Origin of the sequence: Pelomonas caseinilytica, from assembly GCF_021353235.1 — a bacterium.
GTDB classification, from domain to species: Bacteria; Pseudomonadota; Gammaproteobacteria; order Burkholderiales; family Burkholderiaceae_C; genus Pelomonas; species Pelomonas caseinilytica.
On the sequence record NZ_JAJTWT010000003.1, the window covers coordinates 514,501 to 533,342 of the forward strand.

General features: G+C 69.2%; 20 protein-coding genes. 13 read left to right on the forward strand and 7 right to left on the reverse strand.

Translation table 11 applies throughout. The annotated features are described in order from the left end of the window. Positions 1–23: 23 nt before the first annotated feature. A complete protein-coding gene (locus LXT12_RS09590; protein ID WP_233391453.1) occupies positions 24–758 on the reverse strand; it encodes a phasin family protein in 735 nt (244 codons plus the stop codon). A 183-nt stretch (positions 759–941) separates the two neighbouring features. Here LXT12_RS09590 and LXT12_RS09595 point away from each other — a divergent pair, with 183 nt between their 5' ends. The 4 genes from LXT12_RS09595 to LXT12_RS09610 all read left to right on the forward strand — a co-directional run bounded on the left by LXT12_RS09595 (position 942) and on the right by LXT12_RS09610 (position 5,678). Further along, the gene (locus LXT12_RS09595) at positions 942–2,936 is read left to right on the forward strand and encodes an SDR family oxidoreductase (RefSeq protein WP_233391455.1); all 1,995 of its coding nucleotides are present in this window, start codon (positions 942–944) and stop codon (positions 2,934–2,936) included. A 191-nt stretch (positions 2,937–3,127) separates the two neighbouring features. After that, complete coding sequence (locus tag LXT12_RS09600) at positions 3,128–3,673, forward strand: GNAT family N-acetyltransferase (RefSeq protein WP_233391457.1); 546 nt, start codon at positions 3,128–3,130, stop codon at positions 3,671–3,673. Beyond that, a complete protein-coding gene (locus tag LXT12_RS09605) occupies positions 3,670–4,905 on the forward strand; it encodes a saccharopine dehydrogenase family protein (protein ID WP_233391459.1) in 1,236 nt (411 codons plus the stop codon). The genes LXT12_RS09600 and LXT12_RS09605 overlap by 4 nt, the downstream gene beginning before the upstream one ends. Then, positions 4,902–5,678, forward strand: a complete 777-nt coding sequence (locus LXT12_RS09610; protein ID WP_233391461.1) for a nitrilase-related carbon-nitrogen hydrolase — start codon at positions 4,902–4,904, stop codon at positions 5,676–5,678. The genes LXT12_RS09605 and LXT12_RS09610 overlap by 4 nt, the downstream gene beginning before the upstream one ends. Here LXT12_RS09610 and LXT12_RS09615 read toward each other — a convergent pair whose 3' ends face one another. The 5 genes from LXT12_RS09615 to LXT12_RS09635 all read right to left on the reverse strand — a co-directional run bounded on the left by LXT12_RS09615 (position 5,679) and on the right by LXT12_RS09635 (position 8,600). Further along, positions 5,679–6,260 (reverse strand): hypothetical protein, encoded by a 582-nt coding sequence (locus LXT12_RS09615; protein WP_233391462.1) that lies wholly within the window; start codon positions 6,258–6,260, stop codon positions 5,679–5,681. Between the two features lie 92 nt (positions 6,261–6,352). Then, on the reverse strand, positions 6,353–6,817 hold the full coding sequence (locus LXT12_RS09620; protein ID WP_233391464.1) for a DUF1203 domain-containing protein: 465 nt from the start codon (positions 6,815–6,817) through the stop codon (positions 6,353–6,355). Between the two features lie 99 nt (positions 6,818–6,916). Further along, on the reverse strand, positions 6,917–7,405 hold the full coding sequence (locus LXT12_RS09625) for a hypothetical protein (protein WP_233391466.1): 489 nt from the start codon (positions 7,403–7,405) through the stop codon (positions 6,917–6,919). A gap of 61 nt (positions 7,406–7,466) precedes the next feature. Then, positions 7,467–7,958, reverse strand: a complete 492-nt coding sequence (locus LXT12_RS09630; protein WP_233391467.1) for an outer membrane lipoprotein — start codon at positions 7,956–7,958, stop codon at positions 7,467–7,469. An 84-nt stretch (positions 7,959–8,042) separates the two neighbouring features. After that, positions 8,043–8,600: an HNH endonuclease gene (locus tag LXT12_RS09635; RefSeq protein ID WP_233391470.1), complete on the reverse strand. Its 558-nt coding sequence runs from the start codon at positions 8,598–8,600 to the stop codon at positions 8,043–8,045. A 473-nt stretch (positions 8,601–9,073) separates the two neighbouring features. Between LXT12_RS09635 and LXT12_RS09640 the strand changes: the two genes are divergently transcribed. The 8 genes from LXT12_RS09640 to LXT12_RS09675 all read left to right on the forward strand — a co-directional run bounded on the left by LXT12_RS09640 (position 9,074) and on the right by LXT12_RS09675 (position 17,731). Next, positions 9,074–9,787, forward strand: coding sequence for a TetR/AcrR family transcriptional regulator (locus LXT12_RS09640; RefSeq protein ID WP_233391799.1), 714 nt, complete (start codon positions 9,074–9,076; stop codon positions 9,785–9,787). 39 nt (positions 9,788–9,826) lie between these two features. Beyond that, positions 9,827–11,617 carry an acyl-CoA dehydrogenase C-terminal domain-containing protein gene (locus LXT12_RS09645; RefSeq protein ID WP_233391471.1) on the forward strand — a complete coding sequence of 597 codons (1,791 nt, stop codon included), beginning with the start codon at positions 9,827–9,829 and terminating at the stop codon, positions 11,615–11,617. Positions 11,618–11,649: 32 nt separating this feature from the next. Continuing rightward, entirely contained in the window at positions 11,650–12,075 is a 426-nt protein-coding gene (locus LXT12_RS09650; RefSeq protein ID WP_233391473.1) for a DUF2147 domain-containing protein, read from the forward strand. A gap of 29 nt (positions 12,076–12,104) precedes the next feature. Next, positions 12,105–14,501, forward strand: coding sequence for a 3-hydroxyacyl-CoA dehydrogenase NAD-binding domain-containing protein (locus LXT12_RS09655; RefSeq protein ID WP_233391476.1), 2,397 nt, complete (start codon positions 12,105–12,107; stop codon positions 14,499–14,501). 11 nt (positions 14,502–14,512) lie between these two features. Continuing rightward, a complete protein-coding gene (locus tag LXT12_RS09660; RefSeq protein ID WP_419964765.1) occupies positions 14,513–15,004 on the forward strand; it encodes a DUF4442 domain-containing protein in 492 nt (163 codons plus the stop codon). 38 nt (positions 15,005–15,042) lie between these two features. Beyond that, entirely contained in the window at positions 15,043–16,257 is a 1,215-nt protein-coding gene (locus LXT12_RS09665) for an acetyl-CoA C-acyltransferase (RefSeq protein ID WP_233391477.1), read from the forward strand. Between the two features lie 4 nt (positions 16,258–16,261). Further along, positions 16,262–16,795: a DUF1569 domain-containing protein gene (locus LXT12_RS09670; protein WP_233391479.1), complete on the forward strand. Its 534-nt coding sequence runs from the start codon at positions 16,262–16,264 to the stop codon at positions 16,793–16,795. A 171-nt stretch (positions 16,796–16,966) separates the two neighbouring features. Further along, positions 16,967–17,731, forward strand: coding sequence for an enoyl-CoA hydratase (locus LXT12_RS09675; protein WP_233391482.1), 765 nt, complete (start codon positions 16,967–16,969; stop codon positions 17,729–17,731). Between the two features lie 5 nt (positions 17,732–17,736). Here the strand turns inward: LXT12_RS09675 and LXT12_RS09680 are convergent, their stop codons facing one another. Next, positions 17,737–17,898 carry a DUF1328 domain-containing protein gene (locus tag LXT12_RS09680; RefSeq protein ID WP_233391484.1) on the reverse strand — a complete coding sequence of 54 codons (162 nt, stop codon included), beginning with the start codon at positions 17,896–17,898 and terminating at the stop codon, positions 17,737–17,739. A 133-nt stretch (positions 17,899–18,031) separates the two neighbouring features. Between LXT12_RS09680 and LXT12_RS09685 the strand changes: the two genes are divergently transcribed. Continuing rightward, positions 18,032–18,766 (forward strand): SGNH/GDSL hydrolase family protein, encoded by a 735-nt coding sequence (locus tag LXT12_RS09685; protein WP_233391486.1) that lies wholly within the window; start codon positions 18,032–18,034, stop codon positions 18,764–18,766. Positions 18,767–18,842 lie beyond the last annotated feature (76 nt).

The following is an 18,842-nucleotide window of genomic DNA, read 5'->3' on the forward strand; positions in this document are numbered from 1 at the left end:
TCGGCGGCCTCAGTGCCGGCGGCTCAGGCCTGGGCGGCCTGCTCGGTCGACGCCGCGGGGGCGGGGGCTGCAGCCTTCTTGGCCGCGGGCGCCTTGCGGGCCGGAGCGGCCTTCTTGGCGGGGGCCGCCGCCTTCTTCGCGGCCGGTGCAGCGGCCTTCTTGGCCGGCGCCTTGGCGGCGGTCTTCTTGGCAGGTGCAGCGTCGGCCTTCACCGGGGCAGCCTTCTTGGCGGGGGCCGCGGCGGCCTTGCGTGCAGCCGGGGCTTTCTTGGCGGGCGCGGCCTTGCGGGCGGCAGCCTTCTTGGCGGGAGCGGCGGCCTTCTTGATGCCGGCGGCGACGGCCAGGCCATCGATGCGCTGGATCAGGCTCTCGATGTCGCCGGCAGAGGGCACGCCCAGGCTCTTGAGGGCCTTGGCCACGCGCTGCTCGAAGATGGTCTCGAGCTTGTCCCAGTGCTGGCCGGCCTTGGCGCCGACGTCGCCGGCCATGCCGCTGACCTTGCTGGCGACCTGGGTGAGCTTCTCCTCGGCGGCGGATTGGGTCTTCTTCTGCAATTTCAGTCCTTCCGAGACAAGGGCCTCGAAGACCTTCTGCCCTTCGCCCTGGGCCTTGGCGAAGGAGGCGAGACCGGCGGCCCAGATCTGCTGGGCGCTGTCCTTGACGTTCTGGGCCATCGCGCTGTCGAGCAGGCCGGCCGGGAAGCCTGTGGCCGCGGCAGCCTTCTTCTTGTCAGCCATCTTCTGGAGCTTCTTGACCATGGAGTGTCCTTTCGAGTGTGCGAGTTGCCGCTGGCACTTTAGCGGCCACATCCCGCATCGGCACGGGGATTCCTAGTGGCGGGCCTCTACGGTGCTCCTCGGGAAAGTGCCCAGCGGGCTGCTTTCGGCGATGGTGAAGAATCTGGCGCGACTGTCATCAAACCCAAGAATCAGGAGACCCGCATGCAGTATTTCGTCACCGGCGCCACAGGCTTCATCGGCAAGCGGCTCGTCAAGAAGCTGCTGGGCCGCCGCGGCAGCACGGTCTACTTCCTGATGCGCGAGGAAAGCGCCGCCAAGCTGCCCGACCTGCTCGCCTACTGGGGCGTGGGCAAGAACCGCGCGATTCCCGTCTACGGCGACCTCACGGCCAGGAAGCTCGGCGTGGCCTCCGACGTCGTCAAGGGCCTCAAGGGTCAGATCGACCACCTCTACCACCTCGCCGCGGTGTACGACCTCAGCGCCGACGAGGAATCGCAGGTGGCCGTGAACATCGAGGGCACGCGCAGCATGGTCGAGTTCGCGCAGGCCATCGACGCGGGCCACGTCCACCACGTCAGCTCCATCGCCGCCGCCGGCCTGTACGAGGGTGTGTTCCGCGAGGACATGTTCGACGAGGCCGAGAACCTCGATCATCCCTACTTCATGACCAAGCACGAGAGCGAGAAGCTCGTGCGCAAGGAGTGCAAGCGCCCCTGGACGGTCTACCGCCCCGCCATGGTCGTCGGCGACTCGCGCACCGGCGAGATGGACAAGATCGACGGGCCTTACTACGTGTTCAAGCTGATCCAGCGCATGCGCCAGATCCTGCCGCCGTGGATGCCCAGCGTGGGGCTGGAAGGCGGCCGCATGAACATCGTGCCGGTGGACTTCGTCGTCGACGCGCTGGACCACATCTCCCACAAGGTCAGCAAGGGCCACGGCTGCTACCACCTGGTCGATCCCAAGGGCTACCGCGTCGGCGACGTGCTGGACATCTTCAGCAAGGCTGCCCACGCGCCCAAGATGAACCTGTTCATCAACGCCGCGTTGATGGGCTTCATCCCGAAGAGCGTCAAGAAGGGGCTGATGGCGCTGGCGCCGGTGCGCCGCATCCGCAATGCCGTCATGAGAGATCTCGGCCTGCCCGAGGACATGTTCACCTTCATCAACTACCCCACGCGCTTCGACTGTCGCGACACCGAGGCGGCGCTGAAGGGCTCGGGCATCGCCTGCCCCGACCTGAACGACTACGCCTGGCGGTTGTGGGACTACTGGGAGCGTCATCTCGATCCCGATCTCTTCATCGACCGCTCGCTCAAGGGGGCGACCGGGGGCAAGGTGGTGCTGGTCACCGGCGGTTCGTCGGGCATCGGCCTGGCCGCGGCCGTCAAGTTCGCCGAGGCCGGCGCCATCACGCTGATCTGCGCGCGCGACGAGGCCAAGCTGAAGGATGCCGTGACCGAGATCAAGGCCAAGGCCGGCAAGGACGCGCAGGTGCACGCCTTCGCCTGCGACATCGCCGACGCCGAGGGCAGCGCCAACCTGATCGAGTGGTGCAACACCAACTTCGGTGGCGTCGACTTCCTGATCAACAACGCCGGCCGCTCCATCCGCCGCGCCATCGAGTCCAGCTACGACCGCTTCCACGACTTCCAGCGGACCATGGACCTGAACTACTTCGGCTGCCTGCGCGTGACCATGGGCCTGCTGCCCGGCATGGTGGCCAAGCGCCGTGGCCATGTCGTCAACATCAGCTCCATCGGCGTGCTGACCAATGCGCCGCGCTTCAGCGCCTACGTGGCCAGCAAGGCGGCGCTGGACGCCTGGACTCGCTGCGCCTCCAGCGAATTCGCCGACACCGGCGTGACCTTCACCACCATCAACATGCCGCTGGTGCGCACGCCGATGATCGCGCCCACCAAGATCTACAACAACGTGCCGACCTTGTCGCCCGAAGAGGCCGCCGACATGATCGCCCAGGCCTGCATCAGCAAGCCGGTGCGCATCGCGACGCGCCTGGGCATCTCCGGCGAACTGCTGCATGCCGCGGCGCCGCGCATTGCGCAGATCGTCATGAACACCAGCTTCCGCATGTTCCCGGACAGCGATGCCGCCAAGGGCGAGAAGGGCAAGGGCGGCGGCCTGTCGCCTGAGGCGATTGCGCTGCAGCAGATGATGCGCGGGATTCATTTTTGACCCCTCGCCCAGGCGCGCCGCGCTGAAGGCGGGCGCCCCTGGTCGGTCCCCCATGGAGACGGCGATTGACCGGGCATTGGGCCCGGTCAACATCGCCAGACGGGCCGGCTTGGGGCGGCCCGGCGCTCGGCCCGAAACTACAGGCTTAGGCCCGGCTCCGGCCGGGCTTTTTCATTCAAGGGACTGAAGACATGCTCAGAGGACAACGCGTCGGCCTGCGCCACGTGACCGAGGAAGACCTGCCCTGGCTCAAGCGCACGACGGGCGACCCGCAGATCCGCGGCCAGTTTCTCGGCTCGCGCATGATGCCGCCGCACACCATCGAGCAGCGCTGGAAGGACAACGGCTTTTCGGGCGAGGACGCCGAGCGCCTGCTGATCTGCCATCTCATCGACGGCAGCGTCATCGGCGACGTGGTGCACTTCGCCGCGGCCCGCTACACGACGGCTCGCGAGATCGGCTGGACCCTCGCCGACGTCGCCCTGCGCGGCCAGGGGCTGGCCACGGAGGCCGCCGCGCTGCTGGTGGACTACCTGTTCGACAACTGGCCGGTGAACCGGCTGTCCTGCGGCATGTCGGTGCACAACCATGCCTCGCGCCGCGTGGCTGAGAAATGCGGCTTCAAGCACGAGGGCATCCAGCGCGGCATCGTCTTCGTGGCCGGCGAGTACGTGGACTGCCATTCGTTGTCCCTGCTGCGCAGCGACTGGCTCGCGATGAAGGGCAAGGCCTCGTGAACGACGGCAACGACAAGGAATTCGACCTCATCGTCTTCGGCGCGACCGGCTTCACCGGCCGCCTCGTGGCCGAATACCTCCACCTGAGCGGCGCGGCGGGTGCCCGCTGGGCCATCGCCGGCCGCAGCCTGGACAAGCTCGCGGCCGTGCGAGACGAACTCCACCTGCCGCCGGCCGTGGCCCTGCTCAAGGCCGACGCGGGCGATGCGGCGTCGCTCAAGGCCCTGGTCGCGCGCACCCGCTGCGTCATCACGACCGTCGGGCCCTACCAGCGGCACGGCGAGCCGCTGGCGACGGCCTGTGCCGAGTCCGGCACCGACTACGTCGACCTCTGCGGCGAGCCCCTGTGGATGGCCCGGATGATCGACAGGCTGACGCCGCTGGCCGAGCGAAGCGGCGCTCGCATCGTCTTCTCCTGCGGCTTCGACTCCATTCCCTTCGACCTCGGCGTCGTCTACCTCCAGGCCGAGGCCCAGGGCCGCTTCGGCGCGCCGTTGCCCGAGGTGCGCGGGCGCGTCGCGAAGCTCAAGGGCACCTTCTCCGGCGGCACCTTCGCCAGCATGATGGAAACCATCGAGGCCGTGCGCCGCGAACCGGGCCTGCTCAAGCTGATGGGCAACCCCTTCGCGCTGGCGGGTGGCTTCAAGGGACCCCGGCAGCCGGCCGACCAGGGGGCGGACTTCGACGACTGGGCTGACGCCTGGACTGGCCCCTTCGTCATGGCCACCATCAACACCAAGAACGTCCACCGCAGCAATGCGCTGCGCGGCCATCCCTGGGGCGAGGGCTTCGTCTACAGCGAGAAGATGCTGACTGGCAGGCCGGGGCAGGGCGACAAGGGCCGCCGCAAGGCCCGGGCGTTGGCGCGCTTCACCCGGCTGCAGAACCTGCTGCTGGGCTTTGGCCCGACGCGCGCGCTGCTGCGCCGCTTCGTGCTGACCCAGCCCGGCGACGGGCCCGACGCGGCGGCGCGCGAGGCGGGCCGCTACGAGGTCTGGTTCACCGGCCGTGCGGCCGATGGCCGCATGCTGCGCGCCGTCGTCAAGGGCGACCGCGACCCGGGTTACGGCTCGACCTGCAAACTGATCAGTGAAGCGGCGCTGTGCCTCGTGCAGGACGTGGGCCGCGACGCCACGCCCGGCGGCGTCTGGACGCCCGGCAGCGCCATGGGCCTGGCCCTGGTGCGGCGCCTGCAGCAGCGCGCGGGCCTGAGCTTCGAGATCGCGGCGTGAGCGGCGGCGCGCCGCGCTGGGCGGTCGTTCAGCCGCGCATGCACTGGACGCTGGCGGGCAACCTCGCCGAGACGCTGGGGGCCCTGGAGGAGGCGGCGGCGGCCGGCGCCGAGGGCTGCGTCTGCACGGAGCTGGCGCTGACCGGCTTTCATCGCCGCATGCCCGCGCAGCTGGACGCCCTGGCCCTGGGCGATGCGCAGGACCGCCTGCGCGCCGCCTGCGCCCGCCTTGGCCTCGCGGCGGTGGTCGGCCTGCCGACGGTGGGCGAGGGCGGGGCGGTGTTCAACAGCCATCTCTATGTCGATGCCGCTGGGCGGGAGCTCGGCCGCGTGCACAAGCGCGGACTCACGCCGAGCGAGGCGTCCTTCTTCGCGCCGGGCGGGCCGCGGGGCTGGATGCGCATCGGCAGCCTGCTGGCGACCTCGGTGCTGTGCCGGGAGATGCTGGACGGCGCCGAGCTCCTTCCCGAATTGCAGGCCGCACTGCCGGCCGGCCCCGACGCCGCACGGCCGCGGGTCATCTTCTGGCCGAGCTACGTCGGCGAGACGGACGCCGGGCAGACCGCCCTGTGCGAGGCCTACCGGGCCGGTGCGGCGGCGCTCGCGCGCGGCCTCGGGGCCTGGGTGCTGCAGAGCAACTGGCCGGTATCGCTGAATGCGCCGGGTCAGCTCGGTTTCGGGGCCAGCGTCGTCATCGCGCCCGACGGGTCGCGGCTGGCGACGCTGCCGCGCGACGCGGCGGCGCTGAGCGTCGTCGCGCTGGACGCTGGCTGATCAGCGGCGGCGGGCCCGCCAGCCCTGTACGGCGAGGCCGGCCAGCAGCAGCGCGCCAGGCGCGGGTTCGGGCACCGGCGCCACGCCGCTCACGTTGACCGCGTTCAGGCCCCAGCCTTCGTCGCCCAGGCCCTGCAAGCCGGCACGGTCCGTGCCTTCGAAGCTGTTGGGGCTCTCGTAGCTGAAGACGAGCTGGTTGCTGCCGGCGACGAGGTTGACCGGAATGCTGATGCCGAGCTGCTGGCTGCCGACGCTGTTGATGGTGGCGCCGTTGGGGTCGACCAGCACGCGATTGACGCCGCCGCCCCCGAGATCCCAGGTGCCGCTGAGAATCTCGGTGCCGTTCAGTCTCACGTGCAGGATGTCGATAAAGAAGTTGTCGCCGTCCAGCGTCGCGTAGCCGGCCAGGGTGAAGCTGACCACGCCCGCGCCCGCGCCGGCCGAGAAGCTGGCCGGCACCGAGGTGTTGGTCTCCAGGGCCGCGGTGGGTGCCGGCAGCGTGAAGAGCGTCGCACCCCAGGTGGGAGCGGCGGCGAGCAGGCTGGCGGCGGCCAGCAGCGACAGGCGGGGCTGAAGCGTCATGAGGGGCTCCATGGACAGACCGGTGAAATCTATCCGGCGCCGCTCAGAACTGCTCACTTCGAACTTGGGGGTAGCCCCCGGGCTGCGGGGGCTCAGGCCCGGCGGATGAGGGCGGCGTAGCAGCCGCGCCGGGCGTAGTGGGCATGCACATAGGCCACCTCGGGCTGCGCGAGCAGGCGCTCGATCAAGCCCTCGACCGCGTCGCCTTCGGCGATGTCGGCGTCGACCATCATGCCGTCCGCGTCGAAGGCGCGCAGCGACATCAGGCTGCGCAGCATCGGCGGCAGTTGGTCGACCGCGTCGAAGCTCGCCTCGGCATGCTCGCGCACGAAGATGGCGTGGCGGGAGCGGTAGGGCGTGTCGGCGCTCTGGTGCTCGTGGTTGACCAGGAGCACGGCCTCGCCCGGGCGGGCCAGGCGCAGCTCGACGCGGTCGGGATGGCGGTCGCCTTCCGCGGTCATCAGGCGCACCGCGCCGTGGCGGGCGAGTTCGTCGTCGCTGAGGCCGAACAGGTGGGCAAAGGGTTGGGCGGACAGCCCGGTGACGCGGAAGGACATGGCGTGCTCCAGTGGATGGGATGCACGCCATTCTTCGGACGCGGGCTGCGCGCGTCTGGCCGCAATCGGACCTGGAGTTGAGCCCGTCGGCCGGCCCGGTCAGTCGCGTGTGGACGGGCGCTCGAAGCCGGCGTCGACCCAGGCCTCGGCGGCGGACTGGCTGAACCGGAAACCGGCGCCGACCTTGACCTGCGCGAGCTGGGCGCCCGCCGCATCGTGCGCGCGCAGCCAGGCGTAGGGGTCGTCCTCGGCCGGCACGATCTCCAGCGTCACCTTCAGCCAGGCGCCGTCGCGGGCGACGTAGAGCGTCTTGTTGAGCTGGGCGTGCAGCTGCTGCTCGTGGCGGCGGATGACCTCGGAGGCCGTCTTCACCAGCGTGTTGAAGGCGTTGACGTCCAGCGGCTTGGGGTTCTTCTTGTCGCGGCCCATGGTCCAGGGGCCGACGAGGGCGGGCTCGCTTTCGCCGGCCTTGTACATGGCGACGGCCCAGCCTTCGTCGTCCTCGTTCTTGATGACCTGGGCGGTCCAGCCGTTGTCACGCCACAGGCGCGGCTCGTACAGGGGGGCGTCGTCGAAATCGGCAGGCATGAAAAATGGCGGGCTTGAACAGCCCGCCATTGTCGGTTGGCGCCGGCCTGGGGTGCCGGCTTCAGCCGTTGCTGGCCGGAGCCGCCGGCACGACGGCCGGTGCGCGCATCACGCGGGTCTTGCCGCCAGTCGTCACGAGGACGACAGGGTCACCGCTGTTGAATGTCTCGGCGCCCTTGGCCTGGACGATGGCGCGGCGTTCGCCGTTGCGCAGCTGGACGATGATTTCCAGAGCCTCCTCCCGGGTGGCCGAGCGCTCGATGGCGTTGCCGATGACGGCACCCGCCACCGCGCCGATCACGCCGACGACCGCGCCTTCGCGACGGCCACCGACCGAGCTGCCGGCGATGGCGCCGGTGACGCCGCCTGCAGCGCCGCCGATGCCGCTCTGCGAGCCGTCGACGGTGACGGGCCGGCTGGACAGCACGGTGGCGTCCTGCACCTGGGACATGCGCTGGGCGTCGCCGCGCTGGATGACGTCGGGGTTGGACGTGGCGCAGGCGCTCAGCGCCAGGGCCGAAGCCACCCCCAGTGAAATGATGAGCTTGGACATTCGATTACTCCTCGGGCACAACGACAGCCCAAACGCTGCCGATTGTCCCGCCGTTGACGCCCGGACGCACCGGACTACAACTCTTTACCCGTGCAGGCGGCTCGACCGGGGCACGCTGGCGAGGAGGAATTCCATCTGGTCGGCCAGGATGCGGCGCCCGCGCAGGATCATGTCCTCGTGCAGGCTGGGCACGTAGGGCAGGTAGAGCAGGCTCATGCGCGCCTCCTCGGGCAGGCGGCTGCCCTTGCGGCCGTTGCAGGGCCGGCAGGCGGTGATGCAGTTCATCCACGTGTCCTGCCCGCCGCGCGAGGTGGGGTGGATGTGCTCGCGGGTGAGGTCTTCGGGCAGGCAGCGGTGGCCGCAGTAGGCGCAGATGAAGCGGTCGCGCACGAAGAGCTTGGCGTTGGTCAGCGCCGGGGCCTGGCGCCAGGCGCGGCTCGGCACGGCCCCGCGCACCGCGATGATGGAGTGCACCTCGATGCGGGACTGGCGTCCGGTGATGCGCTGCCAGCCGCCGCGCAGCACCTGGCAAGGATCGCCCAGCGTCCAGGCGACGCCGTCGCTGGCGTAGATCACGGCCGCTTCGCGGGTCGTGATCCAGGCCTGGGGCCGGCCGGAGACATCGAGCTGGAGCACATCCACTGCTAGGGCCTCTTCACGCTACGGGAATCGGTGCGAGAGGGTCTGCGCGGGTGTGGGGCTAGGCGCCGCGCCGAAGCCCGGGCTGATTGCCCGGGCAAAGCGCGCAACGACGCCATGCGCCCGCGCAGACCCTCTCCCAAAGGGTTGCTACTCAAAAGCCCGCGCGCGGCGTTGCGAAGCCTCGCTGGGGAGGTCCCCTGCTTCGACTTCGCGCCTTGCTCGCGGGCTTTTGAGTGGCAACGCATCCGATCCCCGTAGCGTGAAGAGGCCCTGACCTCCAACCGAGAGCCTAGCGAGAACCGGGCCAGCGCTCAAGCGCGGGCCCATGACAGGCCGACGCCTCCGGGTCATCCCTAGGTTGGGCGCAGTATTAGGCACATCACCCTAGAAATCCGCGGGACAAGGTGGCGCTGTCACGGAAGCGACCTGCAAAATAGAACGATCGTTCGTTTTATTCTTGCGCCGTGTCCACCTTGCCCGCTCCTGCCAAGAAAGCCGCTCCCCTGCGTGCCGCCAAGCCGGTGCGCGTGGCGCGCTCGCTGCAAAAGGGCCAGCAGACTCGCGCCGCCATTCTCGAGGCCGCCCTGGGCCTGGCCTCGCACATGGGCCTGGAGGGCCTGTCCATCGGCGCCCTGGCCGACGTGACCGGCATGAGCAAGTCGGGCGTCTTCGCCCACTTCGGCTCGCGCGAGGAACTGCAGATCGCCGTCGTCACGGAATACCACGCCAAGTTCGAGGAAGAGGTCTTCTTCACCGCCATCCGCGAGCCGCGCGGCCTGCCGCGGCTGCGGGCCATGTTCGAGCGCTGGGTGCGCCGCGTCTCCGTCGAGGTCGACTCCGGCTGCATCTACATCAGCGGTGCCGTGGAGTTCGACGACCGGCCCGGTCCGGTGCGCGACGCCCTCGTGGGCATGGTCAAGGCCTGGCATGCGGCGCTGCACAAAGCCATCGAGCTGTCGGTGCAGGAGGGCCACCTCCGTGCCGATGCCGATGTCGACCAGATCGTCTTCGAGTTGCACGGCCTCATCCTGTCGCTGCACCACGACGCCCGCTTCATGCGCATTCCGGGCGCGCTGGCGCGAGCCGGCATCGGCTTCGACCGGACCATCCAGTTCTACGCCACGCCGGCTGGCCTCGAGATCGAGCGCAGCCCCAAGACATCCCGCAACGGCGCCACACGGCGCTGATCCCTTTCACCCTTCTACAGACCGCTCCAGGAGTACCCGATGCCCCAGTACCAACCGCCCATGCGTGACATGCAGTTCGTCATGCACGAGCTGCTGAACGTCGTCGACGAGCTGAAGATGCTGCCGGCCCACGCCGACATCGACGCCGACACGATCAACGCGGTGCTCGAGGAAGGCGGCAAGTTCGCTGCCGAAGTCATCGCCCCCATCAACCTCAGCGGCGACGCCGAGGGCTGCACCCTCGACAAGGCCACCCACGAGGTGACCGCGCCCAAGGGCTTCAAGGAAGCCTACAAGCAGTACGTCGAAGGCGGCTGGCCGGCGCTCAGCTGCGACCCGCAGTTCGGCGGCCAGGGCCTGCCCCACCTCGTGAATCAGTTCTTCTACGAGATGCTGAACTCGGCCAACCAGGCCTGGACGATGTACCCCGGCCTGAGCCACGGTGCCTACGAGGCCCTGCACGCCCACGGCACGCCCGAGCAGCAGGCCCTGTACCTGCCCAAGCTCACCAGCGGCGAATGGACGGGCACCATGTGCCTGACCGAGCCTCACTGCGGCACCGACCTCGGCCTGCTGCGCACCAAGGCCGAGCCTCAGCCCGACGGCACCTACCGCATCACCGGCCAGAAGATCTTCATCTCCGCCGGCGAACACGACATGGCCGAGAACATCGTCCACCTCGTGCTGGCCCGCCTGCCGGACGCGCCGCAGGGCAGCAAGGGCATCTCGCTCTTCATCGTGCCCAAGTTCAACGTCAATGCCGACGGCTCGCTGGGTTCGCGCAACGGCATCTTCTGCGCCGGCCTCGAGCACAAGATGGGCATCCACGGCAATGCCACCGCGCAGATCGTGCTGGAAGGCGCCGTGGGCACACTGGTCGGCGAGCCCAACAAGGGCCTGGCCGCGATGTTCGTCATGATGAACGCCGCCCGGCTGGGCGTGGGCAACCAGTCCCTGGGCCTGACCGAGGTGGCCTACCAGAACGCCGTGGCCTATGCCAAGGACCGCATCCAGATGCGCGCCCTCTCCGGCCCCAAGGCCCCCGACAAGCCGGCCGACCCCATCATCGTGCACCCCGACGTGCGCAAGATGCTGCTGACGGCCCGCGCCTTCGCCGAGGGCGGCCGCATGCTGCAGGGCTACACCGTGCTGCAGCTGGACAAGGCCCTCAAGAGCGACGACGAGGACGAGCGCAAGGACGCCGAGGCCGAGGTCGCCCTGCTCACGCCCATCATCAAGGCCTTCATCACCGACAACGGCTGGCTGGCCACCTCGCACTGCATGCAGGTCTTCGGTGGCCACGGCTTCATCCACGAGTGGGGCATGGAGCAGTTCGTGCGCGACGCGCGCATCAACATGATCTACGAGGGCACCAACACCATCCAGTCGCTGGACCTGCTGGGCCGCAAGGTGCTGGGCAACAACGGCGCCACGCTGAAGAAGTTCGGCAAGAAGATCGCCGCCTTCATCGAGGAAGAGGGCGTCAACGAAGCCATGCAGGAGTTCGTGAACCCGCTCGCCGACCTGGGCGACAAGGTCAACAAGCTGACCCAGGAAATCGGCATGAAGGCCTTCGGCAACCCCGACGAAGTCGGCGCCGCGGCGGTGGACTACCTGCGCGTGGTGGGCCACATGTGCTTCGCCTACTTCTTCGCCCAGGCCGCCAAGATCGCTCTGGCCAAGAAGGACGGCGGCGACCCGTTCTACACCGCCAAGCTCGCCACGGCGCGCTTCTACTTCGCCAAGCTGCTGCCCGAGACGGCCAGCCTCATCCGCACCTGCCGTGCGGGCCTGGCGCCGCTGATGGAAATGGAAGAAGCCCTCTTCTGACCCCAACGCACACTGACCGAAGGATGCCCCCGATGAAAGTCCTGTTCGCTGCTGCCTTGCTGCTGCCCGCGTTTGCCTTCGCGCAGACGACACCCGTGGGCCTGTGGAGGACCATCGACGACGACGGCAAAACCGCGAAGTCGCTGGTCCGCATCAGCGAACAGGGGGGCACCCTCGTGGGCAGCATCGACAAGGTGCTGGACCCGTCCGCCGAGCCCAACGCGAAATGCGACAAGTGCAGGGACGACCGCAAGGACCAGCCCATCGTCGGCCTGCAGATCATTCGCGGTGTCAAGGCCGATGGCGACGGCGTCTGGGGCGGCGGCGAGATCCTTGACCCGAATAACGGCAAGACCTATCGCACCCGCCTCAAGCCCGTGGACGGCGGCAAGAAGCTGGAAATGCGCGGCTACATCGGCCCTTTCTATCGCACGCAGACGTGGATCCGCGTGGAGTGAACCAACGAATTCTTTAGGAGCAAGAACCCATGAGTCGATTCCAAGTCCGCAAGGTCGCCGTGCTCGGCGCCGGCGTGATGGGTGCGCAGATCGCGGCCCACCTCGTCAACTGCAAGGTGCCCGTCGTGCTGTTCGACCTGCCCGCCAAGGAAGGCCCCAAGAACGGCATCGTGCAAAAGGCCGTCGACGGCCTGAAGAAGCTCAAGCCGGCGCCCCTGGGCGTGCCCGAAGAGGCGGCGCTGATCCAGCAGGCCAACTACGAAGAGCACCTGGAAGTGCTGCGTGGCTGCGACCTCGTCATCGAGGCCATCGCCGAGCGCATGGACTGGAAGCTGGACCTCTACACCAAGATCGCGCCCTTCGTCGCCGACCACGCCATCGTCGCGTCCAACACCTCGGGCCTGTCGATCACCAAGCTGAGCGAAGTCCTGCCCGAGGGCATCAAGCCGCGCTTCTGCGGCATCCACTTCTTCAACCCGCCGCGCTACATGGCGCTGGTCGAGCTGATCAACACGCCGACGACCCGTCCCGAGATCCTCGACCAGCTCGAGGCCTTCGTGACCACCTCGCTCGGCAAGAGCGTCGTGCGCGCCCACGACACGCCCAACTTCGTCGCCAACCGCGTCGGCATCGCCGGCATGATGGCCACGATGATCGAGGCCGAGAAGTTCGGCCTCACCGTGGACGTGGTGGACGACCTGACCGGCAAGAAGCTCGGCCGCGCCAGCTCCGGCACCTTCCGCACGGCGGATGTGGTGGGCCTGGACACCATGGCTCACGTCGTCAAGACCATGCAGGACAACCTGAAGGACGACCCCTTCTACGCCACCTACGCCACGCCCAAGGTCCTGGGCGAGCTGATCCAGAAGGGCGCCCTCGGCCAGAAGACCGGCGCCGGCTTCTACAAGAAGGTCGGCAAGGACATCCAGCGGCTGGACTTCGCCACGGGCGAGTACGTGGCCGGTGGCAAGAAGGCTGACGAGATCGTCGCGCGCATGCTCAAGAAGGCCCCGGCCGACCGCCTCAAGCTCTTGCGCGAATCCACCAACCCGCAAGCCCAGTTCCTGTGGGCCATCCTGCGCGACAGCTTCCACTACTGCGCCGTGCACCTGGCCACCGTGGCCGACACGGCCCGCGAGATCGACTTCGCGATGCGCTGGGGCTTCGGCTCCCAGCAGGGCCCGTTCGAGCTCTGGCAGGCCGCCGGCTGGACGCAGGTGGCGCAGTGGATCGCCGCCGACATCGCCGACGGCAAGACCCTCTCCAGCGCGCCTCTGCCCGCCTGGGTGACCGAAGGCCCGGTGGCCGAGGCCGGTGGCGTGCACACACCGCAGGGCTCGTGGAGCGCCGCCGAGGGCAGGTTCAAGCCGCGCAGCGAGCTGCCGGTCTACCAGCGCCAGGCCTTCCGCGAGTCGCTGCTGGGCAGCGGCGCGGCCGACCCGCTCAAGAGCGGCACCGAGCTGTTCAAGAACGACGAAGTGCGCGTCTGGACGCTGGACGGCGAGGTCGTCATCGCCTCCATCACCGCCAAGCTGCATCTCATCAGCCCGGCCGTCACCGAGGGCCTGCTCAAGGCCGTCGAGATCGCTGAAGACGCCTACAAGGGCCTGGTGATCTGGTCGCCGGACGACGTGTTCTCGGCCGGCGCCAACCTCGAGAGCCTGATGCCCGTCTTCATGAAGATGGGCAGCAAGGGCATCGCGCCGGAAGAGAAGAAGCTGCAGGACATGATGCTGCGCCTGCGCTACGCCAACGTGCCGGTCGTCGCGGCCATGCGCGGCCTGGCCCTGGGCGGTGGCGCCGAGCTGGCCGTGCACTGCGCGCGCCGTGTCGCTCACGTCGAAAGTTATGTGGGTCTCGTCGAAGTGGGCGTGGGCCTCATCCCGGGCGGCGGCGGCCTGACCTATATCGCCCGCCGCGCCGCCGAGATGGCCGCCGCCGGCAATGCGGGCGCCGACATCCTCGCCTTCCTGAAGGACGGCTTCCTGACCGCTGCCACCGCCAAGGTCGCCACCTCGGCCCACGAGGCGAGGAAGAACGGCTTCCTGCTGGACAGCGACATCATCGTCCCGCACAAGGACGAGCTGCTGCACGTGGCTACCGCCACAGTCAAGGGCATGAGCGAGGCCGGCTACCGCCCGCCGCACAAGGTGATGTTCCCGGTCGCCGGCCGCAGCGGTATCGCGACGATCAAGGGCCAGGTCGCCAACATGCGCGACGGCGGCTTCGTCAGCGCCCACGACTACCACCTGGCCGCGGCGATCGCCGACGTGGTCTGCGGCGGTGAGGTCGAGGCGGGTTCGCTGGTGACCGAGGAGTACCTGATGGCCCTGGAGCGCAAGCACTTCTGCGCGCTGCTGGACAACCCCAAGACCCAGGAACGCATCATGGGCATGCTCCAGACGGGCAAGCCGGTGCGCAACTGAGCGAGTCAACGGTGAACCGGCTTCAACGCACCCTCGCCAAGCTGGACGGCCTGCCCGGCCCGCTGCGCAGCGCCGCGCGCAACTTCGCGTTGCGGCGCGCCGTGCCGCTCACCGGCACGGCGGGGCTGGACTTCGTCGCCCTCACGCCCGAGCGCAGCGAGATCCGCATCGCCAACCGGCGGCCGGTGCAGAACCACATCCGCGGCGTGCATGCCGCGGCCATGACCCTGGTGGCCGAAACCGCCACGGGCATGGTCGTCGGCATGAACGTGCGGGACGACTGCCTGCCGTTGTGCAAGAGCCTCAACGTCGCGTTCAAGAAGCGCGCGAGCGGGGCCCTGCGTGCCCAGGCCCATCTCACCGCCGAGCAGCGTGCGCTGCTGGCCCGCGAGACCAAGGGTGAAGTGAAGGTGGCCGTCACGGTCACCGACGAAGCCGGCATCGAGCCGATCCAGTGTGAATTTGTCTGGGCCTGGGTGCCCAAAGAGAAGCCCCAGGCTTGAACACCGAAAGGCCCGCGAGGGCCTTGAAAGGAAAGACCATGAGCAAGCAAGTCCAAGACGCCTACGTCGTCGCCGCCACCCGTCTGCCCATCGGCAAGAGCGGCCGTGGCTACTTCAAGAACACTCGGCCCGATGAGATGCTCGTCAAGGTCATGCAGGCGGCCCTCGCCCAGGCTCCGGGCCTGGAAGCCAAGGCCATCGAGGACGCCATCGTCGGCTGCTCCTTCCCGGAGGGCGAGCAGGGCATGAACATCGCCCGCGTGGCCTCGGTGCTGGCCGGCTTCGGCCCGACGGTCGGCGGCGTGACGGTCAACCGCTACTGCGCCTCCGGCATCACCGCCGTGCAGATGGCGGCCGACCGCATCCGCGTCGGCGAGGCCGACGTGATGTTCGCCGGCGGCGTCGAGTCCATGTCCATGATCCCCATGGGCGGCAACAAGCCCAGCCTGTCGCCGCTGATCTTCGAGAAGGACGAGAACATCGGCATCGCCTACGGCATGGGCCTGACGGCCGAGAAGGTCGCCGCCCAGTGGAAGATCAGCCGCGAGGCGCAGGACGCCTTCTCGCTGCAGTCCCACCAGCGCGCCGTGGCCGCCATGCAGGCCGGCTACTTCGACGCCGAGATCACGCCCTTCGACGTGGTCGAGCGCACGCCCAACCTCGCGGACGGCTCCGTCAACGTCAAGACCCGCACCGTCAAGCTCGACGAGGGCGCCCGCCCCGACACCTCGCTGGAAGGCCTGGCCAAGCTCAAGCCCGTGTTCGCCGCCAAGGGCAGCGTCACCGCCGGCAACAGCTCCCAGACCTCCGACGGCTCGGGCGGCCTCATCCTCGTCAGCGAAGCCGCGCTCAAGCGCTACAACCTGACGCCGCTGGCCCGCTTCGTGTCCTTCGCCGTGCGCGGCGTGCCGCCCGAGATCATGGGCATCGGCCCCATCGAGGCCATCCCGGCTGCCCTCAAGGCCGCGGGCCTGGCGGCCAAGGACCTGGACTGGGTCGAGCTCAACGAAGCCTTCGCCGCCCAGAGCCTGGCCGTGCTCAACGACCTCGACAGCAAGGGCTTCGAGCTCGACCGCGCCAAGGTCAACCCCAACGGCGGCGCCATCGCCCTGGGCCACCCGCTGGGCGCCACCGGCGCCATCCGCTCTGCCTCGGTCATCCACGGCCTGCGCCGCACCGGCGGCAAGTACGGCATGGTCACGATGTGCGTGGGCGCCGGCCAGGGCGCTGCCGGCATCTTCGAGCGGCTGTAAGCGCATGGACCGTCGCCGCGCGCTCAAGACCACCTCGGCACTGCTCACGGTGACGCCATTGGCCGCCTGCACCGGCCGGCTGCAGACCTTCGCCACCTGGCAGCAGGCGCAGCAGGCCGTGCTCGACCTGCTCTTCGGCGAGAAGCTGGTGCAGGGCAACCCCTGGAACCTCAGCCAGGTCCTGCAGCACCTCGCCCAGAGCATCGAGTTCTCGATGCAGGGCTTCCCGGCGCTCAAGGGTGCCTGGTTCCGCTCGACGGTCGGGTCCGCGGCCTTTGCCGTCTTCAATGCGCGAGGCGCCATGAACCACGACCTGTCGGAGCCCATCCCCGGCGCGCCGGCTCTCGACGCGGCCCAGGCGCTGAAGCTGTCGGTCAACCGCCTGTTGGCGGCCATGGAGGCCTTCGCTCAGTTCAGCGGTACGCTGCGGCCTCATTTCGCCTACGGCGAGCTGACCAAGCCGCAGTACGAACGCGCCCACCTGATGCACCTGGCCAATCACTGGACCCAGTTCCACGCCAAGACAGCGACTGCGTGAGCCCCTCGCCCAGTCTTGCCCCGCTGAACGCGGGCCAGCCTGTTCGCTCCCCCGAGGGGACGGCGATGCTTGCCGGTTCGACCGGCAAGCACATCGCCAGACGGGCCGGCTTGGGAGCGGCCCGGCGCTCGGCCCGAAGACAATGCAGCTGAACCCCGATAGGAGCCTGACGTGACCATCAAGACCTACACCGTCAACGGCGTCGCGACGATCGAGATCGCCCGGCCCGAGAAGAAGAACGCCATCACCCAGGCGATGTACCAGGCCATGGCGGACGCGCTGCGGGCGGCGGATGCCGACAAGGCCGCACGCGCCGTGCTCATCACGGGACAGCCCGGCATCTTCACCTCGGGCAACGACCTCGAGGACTTCATGGCCGGGCCGGTACGCGGCGAGGAGGCCCCGACCTTCCAGTTCATGCACGCCCTGACGGACTGCGGCAAGCCCGTGGTTGCCGCCGTGACCGGAGCGGCCATCGGCATCGGCACGACGATGCTGCTGCACTGCGACCTCGTCTTCGTGGCGGACGATGCGCGCCTGGCCATGCCCTTCGTCGGCCTCGGCCTGGTGCCGGAGTTCGCCTCCAGCGTGCTGGTGCCGCAATTGATGGGCAACCGGCGCGCGGCCGAGAAGCTGCTGCTCGGCGATCCCTTCACCGCCGAGCAGGCCGTGGAGTGCGGTATCGCCAACCGCGTGCTGCCGGCTGGCGAGGTGGTGAACCATGCGCGCCGCATTGCCGAACGCTTCAACACCCTGGCCCCTGGCGCGGTGCGCGACAGCAAGCGGCTGATCCGCGAGCCTCAGCGTGAAGCCGTCAAGGCGGCCATCACGCGCGAGGCGCAGATCTTCGGGGCCCGGCTGCGCAGCCCGGAGGCCATGGAGGCCTTCCAGGCCTTCTTCCAGAAGCGGGCCCCCGACTTCTCCAAATTCGACTGACGGCCCTATCGTCGGATCAGGCCGACCACCAGGCCGATGACGGCCAGGATCAGGAAGCCGTAGAACAGCAGCTGGGCGAAGCCCGCCGCGCTGGCGGCGATGCCCGTGAAGCCGAACACGGCCGCGATCAGCGCGATGACGAAGAAGATGATGGCGTAACGCAACATGGCGGGACTCCTCTCGGTTGACGCCGTGATGGCGGACGACGTCAGCCTAGGGCCGGCGCCTTGGCCGCCATGCCGGACGGCGCAGTCGGGTGGAGTCGGACATGGCTGACGCCGTTACAAAGCGGCCACCTCGATGACACCCACCCTCGCCAAGCTGCTGCTCGGCCCGCTGCTGCTATGGCAGGGCCGCCGCGTCCGGGCCACGGCCCTGCGCCTGCCCGAGGCGGCCGGCGAACGCATGCGCCCGGGTGACGGCCTGCGCCTGCTCATCGTGGGCGACTCCTCGGCCGCGGGCGTCGGCGCCGCGCACCAGGACGAAGCGCTCGCGGGCTGCCTGGGCCACCTGCTCGCGGCCCGCCTCGGCCGGCCGGTAGGATGGCAGCTGGTGGCGACCAGCGGCCACCGCAGCGCCCAGGCCCTGGCCCAGCTGCGGGCTAGCGAGCTGGCGGCAGCCGACGTGCTCGTCACCGCCCTCGGGGTGAACGACGTCGTCGACCAGGTCGCGCCGGGCGAGGCGCTGGCGGCGCTCGACGCCATCGACGCCCTGGCGCGCGAGCGTGCCGGCGTGCGCCTGACGCTGCACTGCGCCGCCCCGCCCATGCAGGCCTTCCCGGTGCTGCCGCAGCCGCTGCGCTGGTTCTTCGGCCAGCAGGCGGCGCGCTTCAATGCAGCGCTGGCGGCGCAGGTGCGCGGCCACGCTTCGCGCCACGTCGCGCATCTGCCCGAGGTGATGCAGCGCGATGCCGCCGCGCTGATGGCGGCCGACGGCTTCCACCCCGGCCCGCGCGGCTATGCGCTGTGGGCCGAGGCGCTGGCCGGGCACATCGTTGCGGCGTGGCCGCAGCTGGCGAACCGCTCAACAACTTGAGCGCTGCGGCGGCGGGCGGCTTCCTAGACTGGACCGGCCGCAATCACGCGGCAGCACTGGCCGCAGCTGTAGACGG